Origin of the sequence: Aneurinibacillus sp. REN35 (genome assembly GCF_041379945.2) — a bacterium.
In the GTDB taxonomy this organism is placed as follows: domain Bacteria; phylum Bacillota; class Bacilli; order Aneurinibacillales; family Aneurinibacillaceae; genus Aneurinibacillus.
Genome location: NZ_JBFTXJ020000006.1, coordinates 252053 through 272250, shown reverse-complemented (window position 1 = coordinate 272250; position 20198 = coordinate 252053). Strand labels below are relative to the sequence as shown.

Sequence of the window (20198 nt, the reverse complement as noted above, 5' to 3'; positions counted from 1 at the left end):
GATTCAGACGGGGTTTCACGTGTCCCGCCCTACTCAGGGTACGTCTCGGAGAGACAGCCATTTCAACTACAGGATTGTTACCTTCTCTGATGGGCCTTTCCAGACCGCTTCGTCTATGACTGTCTTTTGTAACTCCATGTGAGACGCCCTACAACCCCAGAAGGCGAACCTTCTGGTTTGGGCTCCTCCGCGTTCGCTCGCCGCTACTGACGGAATCACTATTGTTTTCTCTTCCTCAGGGTACTTAGATGTTTCAGTTCCCCTGGTATGCCTCTCCTTGCCCTATGGATTCAGACAAGAGTACGATCCCATTACGAATCGTGGGTTCCCCCATTCGGACATCTCCGGATCAAAGCTTGCTTACAGCTCCCCGAAGCATTTCGTCGTTCGCCACGTCCTTCATCGGCTCCTAGCGCCAAGGCATCCACCGTGCGCCCTTTGTAGCTTAACCTTCAAAGGGTTATCACCTTACAATTGGATCTTTCCTACTTGCGCATTTTTCTTCACTATCCAGTTTTCAAAGTACAATTCCGCTAAAATTTAGCGGCGACATATACAAATATATCACGTAGTAAAATTGTGTGCAAGCATTTTTAAATAAAAAATTTTTCCATTTCCGCACATAAAGAAAAGCTCCGACACATGCCGGAGCTTAAGATGAAGCTTCGTGCGTTATTGTTGGTTTTGCTGTTGCTGCTTTTGAGCAGACTTTGCTTGAGATTGTTGGTTAGCCTGGCGAACAGCTTGTACGTCCGTTTCGCTGCCAAACTCAGTAGCAAATTGTTGTTGATTTTGTTGCTGAGCCTGTTGTTGAGCAGCTTGGTTTTGTTGACGTACTTGGTTGATGTTCGTGCCTGCCTTCGTACGTTTAGCCATGATTCTCACCTCCCGTAGTTAAGGTGTGCACTTTGCACTTTTTTACGCATCCTCATTCTTCCACCCATTGACCAGTTGTTCTTTTTGCTGCCTAGAAAATTGCTTTATTGCGTATTCGCGCTTTAACGCAGCGCTTCTATCAGCCGCTTCCTCTATATATACAACCTCAACGGGGATACGTCCGCGTGTATAGCGTGCACCTTTGCCTGCATTATGCTTTTTAAGGCGCTCCGCCATATTTGTTGTGCATCCCGTGTAAAATGAACCGTCAACACATTGTAGGATATATACAAAATACATATTTCTGCTAAACCCCTTCTATTTTAAGTATCCTATCTTACATTATAATCGTATAAAATGAAGAAGAAGAAAGGAGAGATGCACTATGCTTCATCCAGCAACCGTTGAACGAGTGCTGCAGGCTGCTTTGTCTTATGGAGGTGATTTTGCCGAGGTATTTGTTGAGAGTAAAATCGAGCAAAATATTTCCATGGTCAAAGGCGAAGTAGAAAAAGCGCGCTCCGGCCAGGATTTTGGTATCGGTATACGCATTTTCCATGAAAACGATTACTTGTATACGTATACGAGCAATGAAGACGAGGAACACCTACTTGAAACTGCCCGCCTTCTCTCCAAGGCAGCGAAGGGAGACGGCAGCAAGAACAAAACCGTTACATTCCATAAACAGTTTTTCGTCCCCCGCCATCTCGCTCAGATCGATCCACGCGTCGTGTCTATTCAGCAGAAGCGCGACGTACTCGCTGAGGTGAATCATCACGCCATGGCCTATCATATGGCGATCTCTCAAGTACGCACAAGTTATTTTGATGAGACGCAAAAAGTTCTCATTGCTAATTCTGAAGGCACATGGGCAGAAGATACTCGCGTTCGTACTCGCCTATTCATTGAAGCCATCGCATCAGAAGACGGACAGAAACAGCGGGGATATATCGCACCCGGCGCACAAAAAGGTTTTGAGTTCTATAATGAACTTGATTTGCGCGCTCTTGCGGAGTCAGCGGCAGATACGGCCGTTCGCATGCTTGAGGCTAAACCGTGTCCTGGTGGAAAAATGCCTGTCGTCATTGATAACGGATTCGGCGGCGTAATTTTTCATGAAGCATGCGGACATGGCATGGAAGCGACTGCCGTCGCCAAAGGCAAAGGTCCTTATGCAGGAAAGATAGGACAAAAAGTTGTCAGCGACAAAATCTCGGCAGTAGACGATGGTACCATTCGCAATGAATGGGGCTCGCTTCACATTGATGATGAAGGAGCGCCCGCCAAACGGAATGTACTGATTGAGCGTGGCGTACTAAAAGGATATCTCATTGATAAGTTAAACGCACGGCGTATGAATATGGAAGCCACCGGTTCAGCCCGCAGGCAGTCATATCGCTTTGCGCCGACCTCCCGCATGACAAATACCTACATTTTACCGGGAACAGATAAGCTTGATGATATGATTGCTAGCACAGAGCATGGTCTTTACGCAAAGACGATGGGCGGCGGCAGTGTGAATACAACGACAGGCGACTTTAATTTCGCCGTGCTTGAAGGATATATGATTGAGAACGGGAAGCTATCCTATCCTGTCAAAGGCGCCACACTCATCGGCAATGGGCGGCAGACAATGTATGATGTCGATATGGTGGGTGATAACTTCCTGCCCGGTCAAGGCATGTGCGGCTCTGTCAGCGGCTCGATTCCGGTTAATGTCGGTCAGCCAGCGCTGCGTGTATCACAACTGACGATTGGAGGAAGCGGCCAATGATGGAGCAATTATTCGAGCTTGCCGGCAAGAAGCGGATCACAGAGCTTGAGATACTTACCAATGAATCTGCAAACTTCAGCGTACAGGCTTACGAAGGGAAGATCGAGTCGTACAAGAAGACTTCAACCTCAGGACTTGGCGTACGCGGCACCTACCTAAACGGCACAGGATATGCCTATACGGAACGACGGAAGCCCCGTGAATTGGAAGCGTTGCTGGATATGGTCAAAGACAATGCATCGCTAATGAAGGAAAAAGAGCCGCTGCTTGCAGAAAAGCAGGAAGGAAGCTGGGAGGATCAGCATCCTGTACTTTCGGAAGAAGAGAGCATTCAGCTTGCCCTCTCCCTTGAAGCAGAAGCAAGGGCAGCGCAAGAAGTATCTGATGTAAGCAATGCACAAGTAAGTATAGGCGAAGGAATGCGGCACATTACTAATTCGTACGGATTAAATAAGACATACCGCTCCAACTATCAGATGGCGTACCTGTCTGTTATCGTTAAGCGAGGCGATGAGGTTGAGACTGATAGCGCATACTATTTTGGCGATTTGGCTTCACTCGACCGCGCGAGTCTGATTGACAAGGCAGTGAGCAAAGCTCGTCGCAAACTGGGCGGTAAACCGATCCCAACCGGACGGTATAGCACCGTGCTTGACCGCCGGGTCGTCTGCTCGCTGCTCGGAATCTATAGCACGATCTTCTCGGCGCGAAGTGTGCTGCAAGGCACTTCTCGGCTTGAGGGACAGCTTGGTGAGAAGGTATTCGGTTCCCTTGACCTATTTGATGATCCGCAGTCCGGACATGAGCGCGTCCTCTTCGATGATGAGGGCATGGATACAGCAAAACGATATCTAGTTCGTGACGGCGTGGTTAATAGCTATCTTCACAGCCTGCACACCGCAGCAGAGATGAAGCAAGCACCAACAGGCCACGGTATTCGAAGCTACAAAGGCACGATACAAATCGCACCGCACCGCCTCCAGATTCCAAACGGTGAAACAGATCTTGATGCCTTATTTAAAGAAATGAATAACGGCGTCTATATTACAGATGTGCAGGGTCTTCATTCTGGTACCAACACCGTCTCCGGTGACTTCTCGCTTGCAGCACAGGGCTTTCGCATCGAGAATGGGCATATTGCTGCACCAATCAAAGAAATTACGATTGCCCATAACTTCTTCGACCTATTCGCTCAGATCGTAAAAAAGGCGAATGACTTTGACTTCTCGATGCCGGGGGGACACAGTCAATATGGAGCGCCATCCATTTTATTTGAGAGTGCTGCAATTTCGAGCTAATAGATCGCAAAAAAACAAACCCTCTTGATTGGATCAGGAGGGTTTGTTTGTCGTATCTTCTGTTGGACTCGTCGGTGGTGTTGTAGTAGACTGCGTTTTTGAAACCGCAACGGTTTGTGTATTCGTAAGCTTCCACCCCATGTCGGTTTTATCCACAGTAATCGTCATAAGCATGTCCTCACTTACCGGAGGCTGATTCATATTGGATTGCTGCATGCCGCTTGAGCGTATAATCAACGCTTCAACCACTGCGCGCTTTTCATCTTTTTGTTTCATCGTAATCTGTTTGACCTTATCTACTGGGAAGACAATCTGGTTTTTGCCCTTCCACGAATCCTCTAAGCGGCTTACCTCACCATCAATGTATTCCTGTGTGGCATGCGGTGCCAATGCATGTCTGAATTGTGTAAGTGCAATCTCCTTTATCTTAGCCCCGCCTTCCCCATTGATCAGCGGAAGACTTGATTCATATGCACTGCGGAATGCCAGTCGGGAGTGCTGCTCCATAAAGTATGCGAGGTGCGGCAGTGTCTGCTCATCCGCTTCAGCGCTTTTCAGCGGCTCAATTGCCTTTTCTACTTTTACCTTCTCTTCAGTAACCTGCTTCGTCTGCTGGCGGCTTTCGCTTAGCTGTTTTTTTACGTTTTCTAGTTCTGTTTTCAGCGCCTGATTCTCATGTTCGATCACTTTCGTATTACAACCGGTTAATACCGTTAACGACGCAAACAATGCGATTGCGCCCACTTTTAATTTTCTTTTCATCTACGTCAAACTCCTTTGCCTAAACAACGCCTGTATATCGCAGTCCATTTTACGAAACCGCGGCCTTACCGGGTCGAATCCGCTTCAACATTATGTATGAATGCATTGCCCGATGATATACGCAATGCTAGATGGCGAATGCCAGATTGCTATAACATCCTCTATTGTAACAGGAATAAAGAAAATGTGGGAATAAAAAAAAATACAGCCCATTGCGAACAGCAATGGGCATGCAGCATTCGGACTCAATTGCACCGAATTATTTTTGTGCGAAATACTTTTTATAAATCTCATCGTATGTTCCGTTTTCTTGCAGCTTCTTCAGTGCATCATTGACTTGCTTGGTCATTTCTTTATCCTTTTGATTCATAAGAATACCATATGACTCTTTAGGTACGTTCGGGTCGTCAATTGTCTTAAAGCCCGGCTTTGATGCTTTCGCCATCTGTGCCAGCATCGGCGCATTGTCGCCGATCACTACATCGACACGCTTGTTATACAGCTCATCCATCGCGGACGGGAGATCTTCGAACTGATACACATCCTTGCTGCCTTTACCCAGAATTTCTTCCGCCAGAATGGCTCCCGTGGTAGAGGATTGAACGGCTACTTTTTTCCCTTTTATATCCTGCAGTGTCTTCACCGGTGAATTCTCCGGTACCATGATCAACTGCTTTGCTTCAAAATACGGATCAGAGAACGAATAGGATTGCTTACGCTTCTCTGTAATCGTAATGGCTGCGATGGCTACCTGGGCCTTACCGTTCTTCACCTGCTCAAGCGCACCATCAAACCCTGTATCCTGCACTTCCACCTTCCAGCCAAGCTCTTTGCCGATCGCATTAATAATATCGATATCGAAGCCTTCCGGTTTGCCCTGTGCACTCATATATTCAAACGGCGGGAACTGCGCATGCGTTACAGCCACAATTTTCTTGTCTGCATTCGCATCACCTTTCACTGCCTTCTCTTCATTGGCGCCGCAAGCGGCTGTCATCAATCCCATTACAATAATAAGAAACAAAATCCCTGCCTTTTTCCATCCTGTCATTTTCTGCTTCCCCTTTGAGTATATTTATTAATTTATGTTGATAATTATACATATAAGCGAATGGGAAGGCAACAAAACATTTTGCCTATCACCTTTTATTTTACTTCTTCGTAGGGGAAAGCACGCGCCGATCACTGCCCTGGATAAGCGCAACCTCTTTAATACTTTTCTGATCGTATTGAATGTCCACTTGAGCTGAGCCAATATTATAAAAAATGTATTTCCCTTTATATATTTCATGCGATTGCAGGATCGGATTCCGATGCCCGATAAGCATATCCGCTCCGGCATCCAATAGGTCATGAGCAAAATCCCGTTGATATTTTTCAGGTACTGTCTGCCCTTCCCCTCCCCAATACATGGTCAATACCAGCACATCGACTTCTTTTTTCGCCCGCTGAATATCTTCAAAGATGTGTTTTCCATATGCATCGGCCACACCGATCTGCTTGCCTTCCGCCTTCCATTCCACAGCAGGAACTACTCGCGTATATGTCATTACCCCATATTTTATGCCGTTCTTCTCAAATATCTGAGGACGGAATACTGTATCAGCGGAGCCATAGCCCATTACTTTGATCTGCTTCTTTTGCAGGGCTTCAATCTCTTGTTGAATACTGCTGCGGCTTTGCGTCCGCAAAATATCAACATTTGCCACATCAATCGCTGTCGGTCCCTGTTTGGCCGCTTCGCTGATCCACTCTGGGATGCCTTGCCCAACAACAAAATGAGATACAGGAAACAGGTGAAAATCCGCAGGGGCAAGTTTTTTGATCCCACCGGTATGATACGGACGGTCACCATATACCACAAGGCGGAAGGTAGATGATACCGCCTGTTTTTTCTGTTCAGCAGATGATGCAGGTGCTTGTGCAGATGGTGGAGCAGTCTTAGACTCAGTCAGCAGATCACTTACCTTCTCATCGCCTCCTGTTGGCTGCTGCTTCATAATCTCGGCAACCGTTGCATCGCGGCTTGCCTGGGCAGGTGCCTTCTCCTTTAGCATCGCATAGCCTTGATATCCACCATAGCCAAGTACCACAAGAAGCGCTGTCCACAGCATGACCTGCATTGCTTTTTGCTGTCCTTCTTTGGGTGCCTTTAAATCATTGTGGGCAATGATGTCATTAATATCTGCATCATAGAAGGCAAGCAACACCTCTACTTCTTCTACAGTAATCGGACTTGTCCCCTGCTCCACCCGCTTCATCCGCTGCTGGGTGATTCCTGTTGCTTGTTCGATCTCCTTCAGCGTGATATTGCGATCCAATCGGTATTCGCGTAAATTTTTTACCAGCCCATAGAATTCCAAATTCATCATTTCTTCTCCCGCTTTCAAAAAAATAGCCCGGATTATCATCCGGGCTCAGGTCTTTGCTGCACGTGATCTACAAGCTAGCTGCGCGCTTTAATCGCACGCAGGCGGCTGCAGACTCTTTTCAGTCGTTCATAGTGCTTCAGCACACGCTGTCTGGCTTCCTCAGCCTCCGGCATGCTTGGACGTATCTGCGGAATGCACCAGTAATCTATAAGCACTTCAAATACTTGATCGAAATATTCTACCGGGCCATAGGATGCTTCACGGGCAATGACGCTCATACGCTCGTCATAATCTGGCATGACGGCACCCGGCATCGTAAAGTTAATCATAACGGCGGCGATATGATAAATATAATTCTCATCTACTTCTAAATGCGCTTTTACCGCGTCCCGATAAAAAGCATAATGCAGAATTTCATCTTTAGCAAGACGGCGCAGCAGCGTTGCAAGATCAGGGTCTTGATCCTTTGCTACACGAGCGACATTATTATAAAATACCATCGTTGCCAACTCCTGCAACGTAGTATAAGCAAGCGTCTCTAACGGCGTGGTAAAGTCGCCGACCCAGCCTTCTTCTACCGTCTGTTTGCGCAACTCATGCAGGCGGCTCGGATCAACATTACGCGTCAGCAGCAGATATGTCTCCAGCAAGCTTGAATGCTGGTCCTCTTCCGCTGTCCACGTATGAATAAAATCATGCATGACTGAGAATGACCCTTTAAATGTTTCATTCAGATAGCTCGTAAACCATGGGAGATTTACTTCCGTTAGCAACGCTGTCTCTACGGCCAGACGCAAACTATCCGGTAAATTACCCTGACCGGGCTCATACGGTACGCGCCGGAAATCTTGGCCTTTATCCCATGGCAAAAATTCGTGATAGCTCCAATCAACCTTGCGAGACCGCTCTAAATGAATCTCGTATAGCTCCTTGAATTTCTTCTCCAAACGGTGATCTAAATGGCTTGATAACAAAGTAAATCCTCTTTTCCCCTTACGGTTGGTCTTTTTCACTATTCGCACTATGCTTGCAAACATAGCTTTATCGGTATTATACCATGCTCACAAAAGATGTCAGCCTTTTTGTACACAATTCCGATTTTCGTCTCATTATCGAATGCTAAACAAGAATACGTCCGCATTCATCGCATAAGACAAACGATTTACCTTTATGCCACTCCTCCATTTTTGCAACAGACAGTGGTAAAAAGCAGCCCATACAGGAACGACGCTTTACTTCTACTACCGGATTTTTCATATTCTCTTGAATGTCATGATACAGCGCAAGCGCTTCCTTACTAAGCTCGGCTTCTTTACTGGCAACTTTCTCATCCCATTCACGCTTTTTCTCCCGCAGCGCAAACTCCTTCTCGAATCGCTCCTCCATGAATCGCTCCGCATCCTTATCAACGAGCCATAGCTCCTGCTCCGCAAGCTTTAGTGCAATCTGAGCATCAATATCATCAGACGCTGGCTTGCCGATCTGTCTGATTTTGGCTTCCGCTTCCTGTCGTCTTGTCGTAAGCCCCTCTTCTTTTGCTTTCCATTCATCAAGTTCCTTCTGCACCACCCTGCCCTTTTCCTTGGCCTGGTGCCATTCGAGCAGCTTTCTTGCTTCCATCATCATGTTCTCTCTCCCGCAGAATCAAATTCTCTCCATCGGTTTCCTATAACCTATACCTTATTTATAGAAAGGTAAACGGGTCTGTATTCACTATAGATACAACAATCTCCGTCTCTAGCTTATCTTCTTGCAGACGTTTATCTAGTATATTTTTCACGCCTGTTTTCATGATTTTCTCAATGTTATGCCCAGGATCAACAATCGATAGCCCCCCCGCCATCGCGTCATGGGCTGTATGATAATAAATATCCCCCGTTACCAGTACGTCAGCACCACGGAACATCGCTTTCGAGACAAAACTGTTGCCATCTCCGCCAAGCACCGCCACCTTCTGTACTTGCCGATCCAGATCACCAACCACACGAGCTCCATTTACATCAAAAGCCTGTTTCACCTGTTCAGCAAAGGCGCGCAGCGATACCGGCTCTGACAGTTTGCCGATCCGGCCGATGCCCCAGGTGGTACCCGCCTGCTCTACCGGATATATGTCATATGCGACCTCTTCATACGGGTGTGCTTTATGAATCGCCTTGAGCACACGAGACTGAAGTTCTTGTGGTACGATGCTCTCAAGCCGCACTTCCTCCACCTTCTCAAGCGTTCCTTTTTCTCCAATAAAAGGATTCGTTCCCTCTTCCGGCATAAAGGTACCTGTTCCTTGTACACCAAACGTACAATGGCTATAATTGCCGATCGAACCGGCACCAGCCTGCGACATTGCCTCACGTACAGCTTCTACGTGGGAGACCGGCACATATACAACGATCTTCTTCAGCTTTTGTTCATGCCATTGCTCTAGGATTTCCACTTCCTTCAGCGCAAGCGCTTCAGCCATAAGATCGTTAATGCCACCCTCAGCAACATCGAGATTGGTATGGGCGATATAGACAGCGACATCGTGCTTAATCAGTTTCTCGTATAAGCGGCCGGCAGGCATATCCGTACGCAGGTTCTTCAGCGGACGGAAAATGACCGCATGATGCGCAATGATCAAGTCTACTTCCTCAGCAATCGCTTCATCCACGACTTCTTCAAGTATATCTAGCGCGATCATAACCTTCTTCACTTCTTTATTTAATGTACCTACCTGAAGACCAATTTTGTCTCCCTCCATCGCCAAATGCTTCGGGGCAAACTGTTCGAAGTACTGAATTATTCTTTGTCCATTTGCATACATGCTATAATTCCCTCCATCCATGTAAGTTTTTCGCTTACTTCCTGCTTTTTCTGCTCTGCACCCGGCTGCTTCGCATGTGCCAATTGTGCTTGTACTGCACGCAGCTTCTCTCTCTCCTGCTCCCATTTCTTTATGAGTATAGGGGATTTCTCCCGCCATAAATACGGACCGATTTCAAGCAATTCCTCTTTTGAAAGTCCTCCATCTTCATATGGAAGCTCCGGACTTCCGGGTATGGCTTCTAGGATCTCGTAGATAATCCCATCTTCTTCTATGATCTTCTCCTCATTAAGCTGCCAACCATTGGCAAGCAGCCAACGCCGGACAAGGGGTGCTGCTACATTAGGCTGCAGCAGAAGCTGTGTCACGCCCTCAAGCACTTCCGATCCACGCTCTAAAATAGAAGCAATGAGACTTCCACCCATTCCCGCGATGCAGACTGTATCCGCTTCTCCCTTTCCGAGAACCGCAAGGCCATCCCCTAGCCGGACATCAATACGAGCCAAAAGCCCTGCTGATTGTACCTGGCGTGTAGCGGACTGCCATGGACCTTTGTTTACTTCGCCTGCAATACAAGCAGAAGCAATCCCTTTTTGAATTAAATATGTAGGAAGGTATGCATGGTCAGAACCGATGTCAGCAACACGGCTTCCCGGCTTAACCATATCCCCAATTATTCGTAACCGCTGTGAAAGTTCAATCATGTATTCATTTCGCTCCTCATTTATGCTATCCCTACTAGATTACCATTCTCATAGAAAATTTAACAACGTAGTAGGCAAAAATTAAAGAAGAGACGATCCTCATCTGCGGATCGCCTCTTCTTTTGATGACACTGCAAGCACCATGCATTGTCCTTAGTTATTTAGCCTGTAAACCGAATTCCTTCATCGCGTCCTCCCGCAGGCGGAACTTCTGGATTTTGCCGGAAGCGGTCATTGGATATTCGTCTACAATTTGTACATAGTGAGGAATTTTGTACCGAGCGATCTTTCCGGAACAAAATTCTTTTACTTCTTCTACCGTGAGCGTCTCGCCTTCCTTTATTTTGATGCAGGCAAGCACCTGTTCCCCATACACCTCATCCGGTACACCCACCACCTGGACATCGAGCACTTTTGGATGCTGATAGAGGAATTCTTCAATCTCACGCGGGTATACATTTTCTCCGCCGCGAATAATCATATCCTTTAATCGGCCTGTAATCTTATAGTATCCGTTCTCGTCCATCGTAGCTAAGTCTCCCGTATGCAGCCAGCCTTCATTGTCAATCGCTTTTGCCGTATGCTCCGGCATATTATAGTATCCCTTCATAACATGGACACCACGCGTGCACAGCTCGCCCTGCTCACCTATAGGCAGCTCTTCACCACTGGCCGGATCAACGATTTTGGCTTCTACATGCGGCAGCACCCGTCCTACACTGGATACACGCTGCTCAATCGTATCATTCGGACGCGTCTGTGTAATCACCGGAGAAGATTCTGTCTGTCCGTATGCAATGGTAATCTCGCTTGCGCCCATTACATCCACAACTTTCTTCATCACCTCAATCGGACACGGCGAACCCGCCATAATCCCTGTACGTAACGAAGATAAATCAATGTTATCGAACTCAGGATGATTTAATTCAGCGATAAACATCGTAGGAACCCCATATAAGGCTGTACATTTTTCATCCTGTACGGCACGTAGCACCTTAATTGGGTCAAACGAAATGATTGGCACCATCGTCGCACCGGTTGCTGCGCTAGCCAGCGTACCCATGACGCAGCCGAAGCAGTGGAAGAAAGGAACGGGTATGCAGATGCTGTCTTTCTCCGTAATGTTCTGGCAAGCCGCCACGTTGATCGCATTGTTGACAATGTTCTTGTGTGAGAGCATCACACCTTTAGGAAATCCGGTCGTCCCGGACGTGTACTGCATATTGATCACATCATCAGGGTCGAGACTGTTCTGCACACGCATCAGTTCTTCATCGGATACATCTGATGAACGAGCAAGTATATCATCCCACATAAACATGCCCGGCTTGCGCTTAGCGCCAATAAGAATGACATTCTTCAAGCGTGGAAGCCGCTTGGATTGCAGCTGGCCTGGCTCACATTCATAGAGCTCCGGACAAATCTCATACAGCATATCTGTATAGCTCGCACCACGAAAATCATCAATCAGCAATAATGTCGTCGAATCAGACTGCCGCAATAGATATTCGAGTTCGTGAACCCGATAACTAGTGTTAACAGTAACGAGCACAGCGCCCATTTTCGCGGATGCGAATTGGGTCGTAACCCACTCCGGCACATTCGTCGCCCAGATGGCAATGTTTTCACCCGGCTTAATCCCTAAGGAAATCAATCCTTTGGCAGCACGGTTACAAAGCGCCTGAAACTCAGAAAACGTATACCTAAGCCCTAGCTCCGGATAGACCACCGCATCCTTATTCGGGAATTTGGCTGTTGTCTGATCTATCAGTTCCCCAATCGTAATTGATGCCGGTTCACTCACTCTGATTCCTCCCTTATATGTACAATTGATTTTCAATAAGATTGTAAAGGCAGCGACGGTCAGAAAAAGCGGTTACATCCCCTTGGCCGCTTCATCCTCCGCCTTCAAGCTGCCTATTTATTTGCACCCAATCTCACGCGAAATAACCATACGCAACACTTCAGATGTTCCTTCACCAATCTCAAGCAGCTTGGCATCACGGAAGAAGCGCTCTACCTGATATTCCTTCATGTAGCCATTTCCTCCATGGATCTGAATAGCTTGATCGCAGACGCGCATGCAGATCTCAGAAGCGAACAATTTACCCATAGCTGCTTCTTTGGAAAATTTACGTCCCTGATCCTTCAGCCATGCTGCTTTATATATCATTGTACGGGCAAGCTCAATATTCATCGCCATATCAGCGAGTTTGAATTGAATCGCCTGAAATTTGGACAGCGTCTTACCAAACTGTGTGCGCTCATTAGCATAGGCGAGCGCTTTTTCGTAGGCGCCTTGTGCGATGCCCACTGCCATCGCTCCGATGCCAATACGACCGCCGTCTAGCGTGGCTAGGAACTGCTTAAAACCGTTTCCTTCCGTGCCTAGAATATTCTCATGCGGCACGCGTACATCCTCCATAAAGAGCTGTGTCGTGTTGGAGGCATGCAGACCCATTTTCTCATAATCGGCTACAACGGAAAAACCAGCCGCATCCGTAGGAACAATGAATGCAGTAATGCCGCTCGTCCCTTTGCTCTTATCCGTAACGGCTGTCAACGCAAGCGCTTTCGCGTAGCTTGCATTCGTAATATAGCACTTGGAACCGTTAATGACCCATTCATTTCCATCCTTGATAGCAAGTGTACGCGTACCGCCTGCATCAGATCCAGCATTCGGTTCAGTTAATCCGAATGCACCGAAGTATTCTCCACGCGCAATAGGAGTTAAATATTTTTTCTTCTGCTCGGGTGTACCGAACATATTGATCGGAGCACCTCCTAGGGATACGTGTGCGGAATATGTGATGCCGGTAGAAGCGCATACACGGCTCAATTCTTCTACAACAATAGCGAAGCTGATCGTATCTGCTCCGCCCCCGCCATATTCTTCAGGAAACGGAAGCCCCATCAAATCTAGTTTGGCCATCTTTTGAAAGACCTCTAGCGGGAATTCCCCTGTTTTATCTCGCTCATTTGCACCGGGTGCTACTTCACCTTCCGCAAAATCACGAATAACATTCTTAATCATTTGCTGCTCTTCGGTGAGTGTGAAATCCATACGTTCCCAACCCTTCCTACATTATGATTGAGCGCTAGCTCAGTTTCGATAGTTTGATTAATAAAGCGGTTACAATTCTTACTGATTTAACTTTTCAGAATTATTTACTTTTACTTTATTCTACATTTTCCCAAGATTTCCTCCTACTCAAATAAAAAAAGAAACCGATTTCAAGAAGAAATCGGTTACCGAAGCGGCCTTTGTGCACTAAACCATACCCACCAAAAATTCTTAAGGGAAAGCAACAAAAAGGAGGCAGTAAAAATCTTAAGATATAACAGATACAAAAGCCAATCTTGATCAGCTTCCGGAATAAACAACCCTGCCAGCTCGCCCCCAAACAACGCAACAATACCGCAGAAGAATAATGTCGCCGAGGTTTGCTGCTGGCGACGCTTCCACACCAGCCCAAGAACAATGAGCACAATCGCTATGGGAAGCCAGTAAGCCTCCATCTGCCACCAAGAAAAGTGCTCATACGACTTATGATATGTAATCCATCCGTAGATTCCTTGTAAGCTAAGCAGCGCACAAAACGATAAATATCGCTTTTTGGCCCAAATACCGGTTACATACCAGATCAAACAGGCGCAGGCAAGATATATGATAACTGCGGAGCCGGTATAGCCATAGAGTTCCATCCCATAGACACCGCCTAATACAAGCAGCATAGAAGCAAGACCGAGAAATAAATGGCTAGAGAGATTTGATTTTCTCTTGATAAAACCCAATATATAGAACAAAAGCGTCAAAAATCCAATCAGGGTCATTTGCATTGTTAAAGTAAAATCGGTAAAATGAAAAGCAAGATAAAGCATGACAATCATAAATACTGCAATCCCGCCCCATTTCCACTCGAATTGTGGAATGGAGAATGGAGGAAGCGCTTCATTTGCAGCTCCCGTCTCGTTACGGGTATCTTTTCCCTCTTTGTTGTTAGCGGCCTCACCTTCGGTATACAGATTCAGAAGGAAGTCGCAATAATGACTAGGAAGAAGATTGCTTCGGCGCCAATATTCGATTTCATTCGTAATTATTTTCTTTCTCTGCTCTTTCATCAGCCTTACCTCCTGTATGAGTGCATGCAAAGAAAAAAGAAAAAGCCTACGCAATCAATGCAACGCAGGCTGTCTACAATCGATCATACGATGCTATTCTAGGAAGTCTTTGAGTCGTTTGCTGCGGCTTGGGTGGCGAAGCTTGCGCAATGCCTTGGCTTCAATTTGGCGAATACGCTCTCTCGTAACGCCGAAGACTTTGCCCACTTCTTCAAGCGTACGGGTTCTACCATCATCAAGTCCAAAACGAAGACGCAATACGTTCTCTTCCCGCTCCGTCAGCGTATCGAGCACATCTTCAAGCTGTTCTTTCAACAGCTCATAAGCTGCTGCATCCGATGGAGCCAATGCATCCTGGTCTTCAATAAAATCGCCTAGATGCGAATCATCTTCTTCGCCAATCGGCGTCTCTAATGAAACAGGTTCCTGTGCAATTTTCATAATTTCGCGAACCTTTTCTGGCGTGAGATCCATCTTTTCTGCAATTTCCTCAGGGGAAGGTTCACGGCCCAGTTCTTGAAGCAATTGACGGGATACGCGGATGAGTTTATTAATCGTCTCAACCATATGCACCGGAATCCGAATCGTACGTGCTTGGTCGGCAATCGCACGCGTAATCGCCTGGCGAATCCACCACGTTGCATACGTACTGAACTTAAAGCCTTTGCGATAATCGAATTTCTCAACGGCTTTGATTAGCCCCATGTTCCCTTCCTGAATCAGATCAAGGAACAACATGCCGCGTCCAACATAGCGTTTGGCAATGCTGACCACTAGACGGAGGTTCGCTTCGGCAAGACGGCGTTTTGCCTCTTCATCTCCCTGTTCAATCCGCTCGGCAAGTTCGATTTCCTCTTCTGCAGACAGAAGCGGTACACGGCCAATCTCTTTTAAATACATACGAACGGGGTCATTGATTTTTACTCCGGGCGGAACAGATAAGTCATCGAAGCTGTAATCATCCGAATCATCTCCATCCGATTGCTGCGGTGCTATTTCATCATGACCTCCCTCTTCTGTTTCGTTGATAACCTCAATTCCTTGATCGTTCAGATATTCGAAATATTCGTCGATCTGATCCGAGTCTTGATCAAAGGTAGAGAGGCGTTCCATGATCTCTTTGTACGTAAGCACCCCGCGTTTTTTCCCTTGCTCCACCAATTGGTCTTTGACTTGATCAAGGGTCAATTCCATATCAGGCTTGCTTTCTGTTTTCTTGGTCATGGTGTTCCCTCCTTCCGGCACTCTTCACTTCACTTGTTTTCTAAAAATCTTTTTAAGGGAATCAGCTCAAGGCTAATTCGAGCCGCTTCCACTTTATTACCCGCTCGTTCGTGCATCCGTCGCTCTTTTTCCAATGTCTCGACCTGCACCTTTTTGGCATTCCGCACAACCTGTTCAATATAATCATTTACCGTACGCGGCGAAAAAAGATGGGCCTGTACGTCCGTCATCGCAAGTTCGGACGCTTTCTCAACCAGTTGCTTTTCGTCCTGCAGAAAGGAGATAAACCGTGCGGGATCCGGGGTATATCCTTCCAAATAATATCGGTAGATATGAGCAGCTAATACCGCATGATCTTCCACTGCGAAATCAGCTCCTACCTTTGCCTGCACCTGCTCCGCAATCTCCGCATCATGCATCATTAACGTAAGCAAATACTGCTCGGATTTGATGTAGGCGGGCAGCATTGGTTTTTCGGCGACAGATCTGCTACTATCTATACTATTATTCCATCCGTCTCCACGATTATCCCTATTTCCTGCCTTTTTTTGCTGTTTAAAAATCTTCTTCTGCTCTAGCTTCATCGCATCAAGAGAGAGATGAAACTCCTCAGCAATCTGGCGGATATAATGATCACGCTCCACCGCACTCGGCAGACGAGAGATTTCTTCAAGCGCTTCATGAATAAACTTCATCCGACCCGTCTCATCATGCAGTGTGTGGTGGGAACGAATCACCTGGAGTCGATAGGCCGTGAGCGAAGCTGCATTCAATAGAATATCCTGCTTAAACTTATCTCCGCCATATTGCCGGATGTAATCGTCCGGGTCCATCCCCTGCGGCATCTGTGCCACTTTTACTGTACAGCCTGCTGAAACCAGCAGATCCGCCCCCTTAAAAGCAGCTTCAATTCCCGCATTATCTGAGTCATAGCATAAAATTACGGTGTCTGTATTGCGTCGAATGATACGTGCCTGCTGTTCGGTAAGCGACGTACCAAGCGAAGCGATCCCATTATGCACCCCTGCCTGCCAGGCAGAGATCACATCGACATACCCTTCAAACAATACGGCCTCCTGCTGTCGTCGGATCATAGAGCGTGCGCGATGCAGATTAAATAGCAGTTGGCTTTTGTTAAACAACGGCGTTTCCGGGCTGTTTAAATATTTAGGTTGGTCTTCTCCTAGTGTACGAGCGCCAAACGCAACCACTTGCCCTTGCGAATTGTGGATGGGAAACATCACCCGTCCACGAAACCGGTCAAACACTCGACTGTTTCTATCTTTTTGACTTAAGAGGCCCGCTTCCTCCATCAATGATAGGGAAAATCCTCTCTTCTCAAGAAACTGAACGATGAAATCCCACTTATCCGGGCTGTATCCTAAACCAAACTCTTCAATTGTAGCAAGTTGCATCTGCCGATTCAAGAGATAATTGCGTGCCTGGGCTCCATGATCTGTATTCAACAGAAGATGATGATATAATTTAGCTACCAGATCGTGTGCAGCCAGCATGCTTTCCTTCCGCTTTCGTGCCTTCTCGTTCTCGGGGGTGCTTTCCTCTCTCGGTATATCAATTCCCACGCGCTGGGCTAGATTGTGCACCGCCTCCGGAAACTCCAAGCCTTCTGTTTTCATCACGAAAGAAAAAACATTGCCTGACTCGCCGCATCCATAGCAACGAAAGAGCTGTTTATCAGGGTGTACAGCAAACGAGGGGCTTTTTTCGGAATGAAACGGGCAAAGCCCGAAATAATTGCGCCCTGTTTTTTTGAGATGAACATACTGTCCAACAACATCAACAATGTCATTCTTTGAGCGTATTTGCTCAATGATCTCTTCTGGAATTTTTCCTGCCATACTCCTCACCTGTACTTCCTATGCGGCCTTTCTAGTTGCATAAAAGGGCAACGGATTATTAATATTCGTCAAGACCCCTTAATTTCCTTCTTCTTTACGTAAAAGTTTTCGTAGATTTTGTCGAAAAAGATCGATTTTCTCTTTGGCCAGCGGCTTTGGACCTCTGCGCTTGCCTCCTGCTTTTGCTACTTGCTGTGAGATATGGCGGTTCATAAGCAGAAAAGAGATAGTGTCTCTAGTATACCCATCTCCCCTTGATCCTAACGCCGCACATCCTTTTCCCAATGCAAGGCAGGCAAGGCCATAATCATCGGTGATGACGATATCTCCGGCACGTATATGATTAGCGATATACATATCCGCAGATTGGTAGCCGGCATCCACGGTAATAAGGCGAGCCAGCGGATGGGATAAGGAGAGCCGATGATTGTAGGATGCGACATAATTCACGAAAATCCCGCATCGACTAGCCTCTTCGAGAATACTATCTTTTACGGGGCAGGCATCTGCATCTACCCATATCTCAAGCTTATTTTTCTCCATGACGCTAGTATTCTACATGGCAAACTGTTTTTCCTGCACATGTCTTATAGTTTGTCAATTTCGAAAGTTGTCGAAAGAGAGAAGGCAGCTTCTTTTCTCTATTTGGCTTTCTTTGCTGCGAAAGAGCCGTAGAAAAAACGAGCCGTTCGCAAATACAAAAGGAACCGCTGCTGCTCCTGCTTACAAGAGGTTCAGATCATTAGCGGTTCCCATTTGCTCATGTATTACATTTATTTTTTCACATTGCGTTTGATCATCTGCATAATAATATTGGCTGTTTCTTCGACCGCTTTGTTTGAGACGTCGATAACAGGACAGCCGACTTTAGCGATGATGCTGTGCGAGTATTCCAATTCATGCTTAATGCGCTCCATGCTTGCATAGTTCGCTTCCGCAGTAAGACCTAGGGATTTGAGTCGTTCGGTGCGGATCATGTTAAGCTGATCTGCATTAATGATCAGCCCGATACACTTCTCTTTTGGCACAAGGAAGAGTTCTTCCGGAGGAGCTACTTCCGGTACAAGCGGAACATTCGCTACCTTAAACCGCTTATTTGCCAAATACATCGACAGCGGTGTCTTCGATGTGCGTGAGACACCGATCAGAATGACATCGGCACGCAGAATGCCGCGTGGATCACGCCCGTCATCATATTTGACTGCGAATTCAATCGCATCTACTTTACGGAAGTAATCCTCATCAAGCTTACGTACAAGACCGGGTTTATTGCTTGGCTCCTGACCTAAATAGTCTTGAAGCGCTCCGACGATAGGACTCATGATGTCGATGGCCGTTACATTTTGCTTAATGGCTGCCTTTTGTATATGTTCCTTCAATGCAGGAATAACAAGCGTATAGGCAATAATCGCATTGGATTCAGCCGCAGCGCGGACGATTTCGTTCAACGTCCCTTCATCTTCTATGTAAGGAAACTTACGAACCTGCAGGGAGCAGCCCGCAAATTGACTTGATGCGGCTTTTACTACAAATTCAGCGGTCTCTCCGACAGAATCAGAAACGACATAAACGGTGGCGTCTTGCAAAAAATTAGGGACCATATTTCCTCCTTGTCTATACGTGGATTTCGTTGCCAAGTTCTACAAATCCGCGGGTAATCGTCGTCTTCGTGACGCGCCCTACTACTTCGTATGCGGTCTTCCCTCCCTCAGCCATCTGACGTACCACAGGCAGAGAATCGATCTGATAGTCAATTAGCTTTTTGGCCGCATCAAGAAGCGTATCATCCGGCATGCATGTAATGATATTCGGCATCCGGGTCATAATGATGCTGACCGGCATATCCTCAAGGTTCTGCTTGCCGAGCGCAGCCCGCAGCAGGTCTTTGCGTGATACGACACCCGCAAGCTGTCCTTTGCCGTTGACGACAAACAATGTGCCTACATCTTCGAGAAACAATGTACAGATGGCATCATATACAGAATTCGATTCTTTGATAATGATAGGAGGGGCTTTGTAGTCTTTCACAATTTTACGACTGACTTCCTCTTTAATCAACTGATTGCTGTCTTTTCCCGTATAGAAATATCCTACTCTGGGTCTGGCATCCAAAAATCCAGCCATAGTAAGAATGGCTAAGTCAGGACGCAGTGTCGCACGCGTAAGCGAGAGACGCTCTGCGATTTGCTCCCCTGTAATCGGCCCTTCACTCTTGACAATCTCAACTATATATTCTTGGCGCTTCGTGAGTTCTATGACTGTTCACCTCCTGTATTGGAGCATTATATGACATACTAAATCATGTATTTCTTTACATATAGTATATACTATAAAACCAAAAGCATCTCCTGCAAATCATTTTGTACAAGAAAAAATTAAAAACAAAAGGACCTGCCGTCCCGTCATA

Annotated in this window: 19 protein-coding genes and 1 rRNA gene; 2 read left to right on the top strand and 18 right to left on the bottom strand. The window is 46.7% G+C overall.

Annotation, left to right across the window (positions count from 1 at the left end):
• The 3 genes from AB3351_RS13945 to AB3351_RS13935 form a co-directional block, all read right to left on the bottom strand.
• Positions 1–451: ribosomal RNA gene (locus AB3351_RS13945) — 23S ribosomal RNA — on the bottom strand; the annotation flags it as partial.
• Between the two features lie 221 nt (positions 452–672).
• The gene (locus AB3351_RS13940) at positions 673–876 is read right to left on the bottom strand and encodes a gamma-type small acid-soluble spore protein (RefSeq protein WP_371147736.1); all 204 of its coding nucleotides are present in this window, start codon (positions 874–876) and stop codon (positions 673–675) included.
• 42 nt (positions 877–918) lie between these two features.
• Positions 919–1176, bottom strand: coding sequence for a GIY-YIG nuclease family protein (locus tag AB3351_RS13935; protein WP_371147735.1), 258 nt, complete (start codon positions 1174–1176; stop codon positions 919–921).
• 85 nt (positions 1177–1261) lie between these two features.
• Between AB3351_RS13935 and AB3351_RS13930 the strand changes: the two genes are divergently transcribed.
• Together AB3351_RS13930 and AB3351_RS13925 are read left to right on the top strand one after the other, a co-directional pair.
• Positions 1262–2650 carry a TldD/PmbA family protein gene (locus AB3351_RS13930; protein ID WP_371147734.1) on the top strand — a complete coding sequence of 463 codons (1389 nt, stop codon included), beginning with the start codon at positions 1262–1264 and terminating at the stop codon, positions 2648–2650.
• Positions 2647–3948, top strand: a complete 1302-nt coding sequence (locus AB3351_RS13925; protein WP_371147733.1) for a TldD/PmbA family protein — start codon at positions 2647–2649, stop codon at positions 3946–3948. The genes AB3351_RS13930 and AB3351_RS13925 overlap by 4 nt, the downstream gene beginning before the upstream one ends.
• Before the next feature lie 33 nt (positions 3949–3981).
• Here the strand turns inward: AB3351_RS13925 and AB3351_RS13920 are convergent, their stop codons facing one another.
• The 15 genes from AB3351_RS13920 to AB3351_RS13850 all read right to left on the bottom strand — a co-directional run bounded on the left by AB3351_RS13920 (position 3982) and on the right by AB3351_RS13850 (position 20047).
• Positions 3982–4710, bottom strand: coding sequence for a hypothetical protein (locus AB3351_RS13920; protein ID WP_371147732.1), 729 nt, complete (start codon positions 4708–4710; stop codon positions 3982–3984).
• A 259-nt stretch (positions 4711–4969) separates the two neighbouring features.
• On the bottom strand, positions 4970–5761 hold the full coding sequence (locus tag AB3351_RS13915) for a basic amino acid ABC transporter substrate-binding protein (protein ID WP_371147731.1): 792 nt from the start codon (positions 5759–5761) through the stop codon (positions 4970–4972).
• A gap of 100 nt (positions 5762–5861) precedes the next feature.
• Positions 5862–7082 carry a CapA family protein gene (locus AB3351_RS13910; RefSeq protein ID WP_371147730.1) on the bottom strand — a complete coding sequence of 407 codons (1221 nt, stop codon included), beginning with the start codon at positions 7080–7082 and terminating at the stop codon, positions 5862–5864.
• Positions 7083–7156: 74 nt separating this feature from the next.
• A complete protein-coding gene (locus AB3351_RS13905; RefSeq protein WP_371147729.1) occupies positions 7157–8056 on the bottom strand; it encodes an acyl-ACP desaturase in 900 nt (299 codons plus the stop codon).
• A gap of 145 nt (positions 8057–8201) precedes the next feature.
• The gene (locus AB3351_RS13900) at positions 8202–8708 is read right to left on the bottom strand and encodes a C4-type zinc ribbon domain-containing protein (RefSeq protein ID WP_371147728.1); all 507 of its coding nucleotides are present in this window, start codon (positions 8706–8708) and stop codon (positions 8202–8204) included.
• Positions 8709–8766: 58 nt separating this feature from the next.
• Positions 8767–9882 (bottom strand): Nif3-like dinuclear metal center hexameric protein, encoded by a 1116-nt coding sequence (locus AB3351_RS13895; protein ID WP_371147727.1) that lies wholly within the window; start codon positions 9880–9882, stop codon positions 8767–8769.
• A complete protein-coding gene (locus tag AB3351_RS13890) occupies positions 9858–10586 on the bottom strand; it encodes a tRNA (adenine(22)-N(1))-methyltransferase (protein WP_371147726.1) in 729 nt (242 codons plus the stop codon). Before AB3351_RS13890 ends, AB3351_RS13895 begins: the two co-directional genes overlap by 25 nt.
• A 157-nt stretch (positions 10587–10743) precedes the next feature.
• A complete protein-coding gene (locus tag AB3351_RS13885) occupies positions 10744–12390 on the bottom strand; it encodes an AMP-binding protein (protein WP_371147725.1) in 1647 nt (548 codons plus the stop codon).
• 117 nt (positions 12391–12507) lie between these two features.
• Complete coding sequence (locus tag AB3351_RS13880; RefSeq protein ID WP_371147724.1) at positions 12508–13650, bottom strand: acyl-CoA dehydrogenase; 1143 nt, start codon at positions 13648–13650, stop codon at positions 12508–12510.
• Between the two features lie 185 nt (positions 13651–13835).
• Positions 13836–14708 (bottom strand): hypothetical protein, encoded by an 873-nt coding sequence (locus tag AB3351_RS13875; protein WP_371147723.1) that lies wholly within the window; start codon positions 14706–14708, stop codon positions 13836–13838.
• Between the two features lie 93 nt (positions 14709–14801).
• Positions 14802–15932 carry an RNA polymerase sigma factor RpoD gene (gene rpoD, locus AB3351_RS13870; protein ID WP_371147722.1) on the bottom strand — a complete coding sequence of 377 codons (1131 nt, stop codon included), beginning with the start codon at positions 15930–15932 and terminating at the stop codon, positions 14802–14804.
• A gap of 29 nt (positions 15933–15961) precedes the next feature.
• The gene (dnaG, locus tag AB3351_RS13865; RefSeq protein WP_371147721.1) at positions 15962–17791 is read right to left on the bottom strand and encodes a DNA primase; all 1830 of its coding nucleotides are present in this window, start codon (positions 17789–17791) and stop codon (positions 15962–15964) included.
• A gap of 78 nt (positions 17792–17869) precedes the next feature.
• Complete coding sequence (locus AB3351_RS13860) at positions 17870–18334, bottom strand: YaiI/YqxD family protein (protein ID WP_371147720.1); 465 nt, start codon at positions 18332–18334, stop codon at positions 17870–17872.
• A 230-nt stretch (positions 18335–18564) separates the two neighbouring features.
• A complete protein-coding gene (locus AB3351_RS13855; RefSeq protein WP_371147719.1) occupies positions 18565–19392 on the bottom strand; it encodes a pyruvate, water dikinase regulatory protein in 828 nt (275 codons plus the stop codon).
• 13 nt (positions 19393–19405) lie between these two features.
• Complete coding sequence (locus AB3351_RS13850; RefSeq protein WP_371147751.1) at positions 19406–20047, bottom strand: helix-turn-helix transcriptional regulator; 642 nt, start codon at positions 20045–20047, stop codon at positions 19406–19408.
• Positions 20048–20198 lie beyond the last annotated feature (151 nt).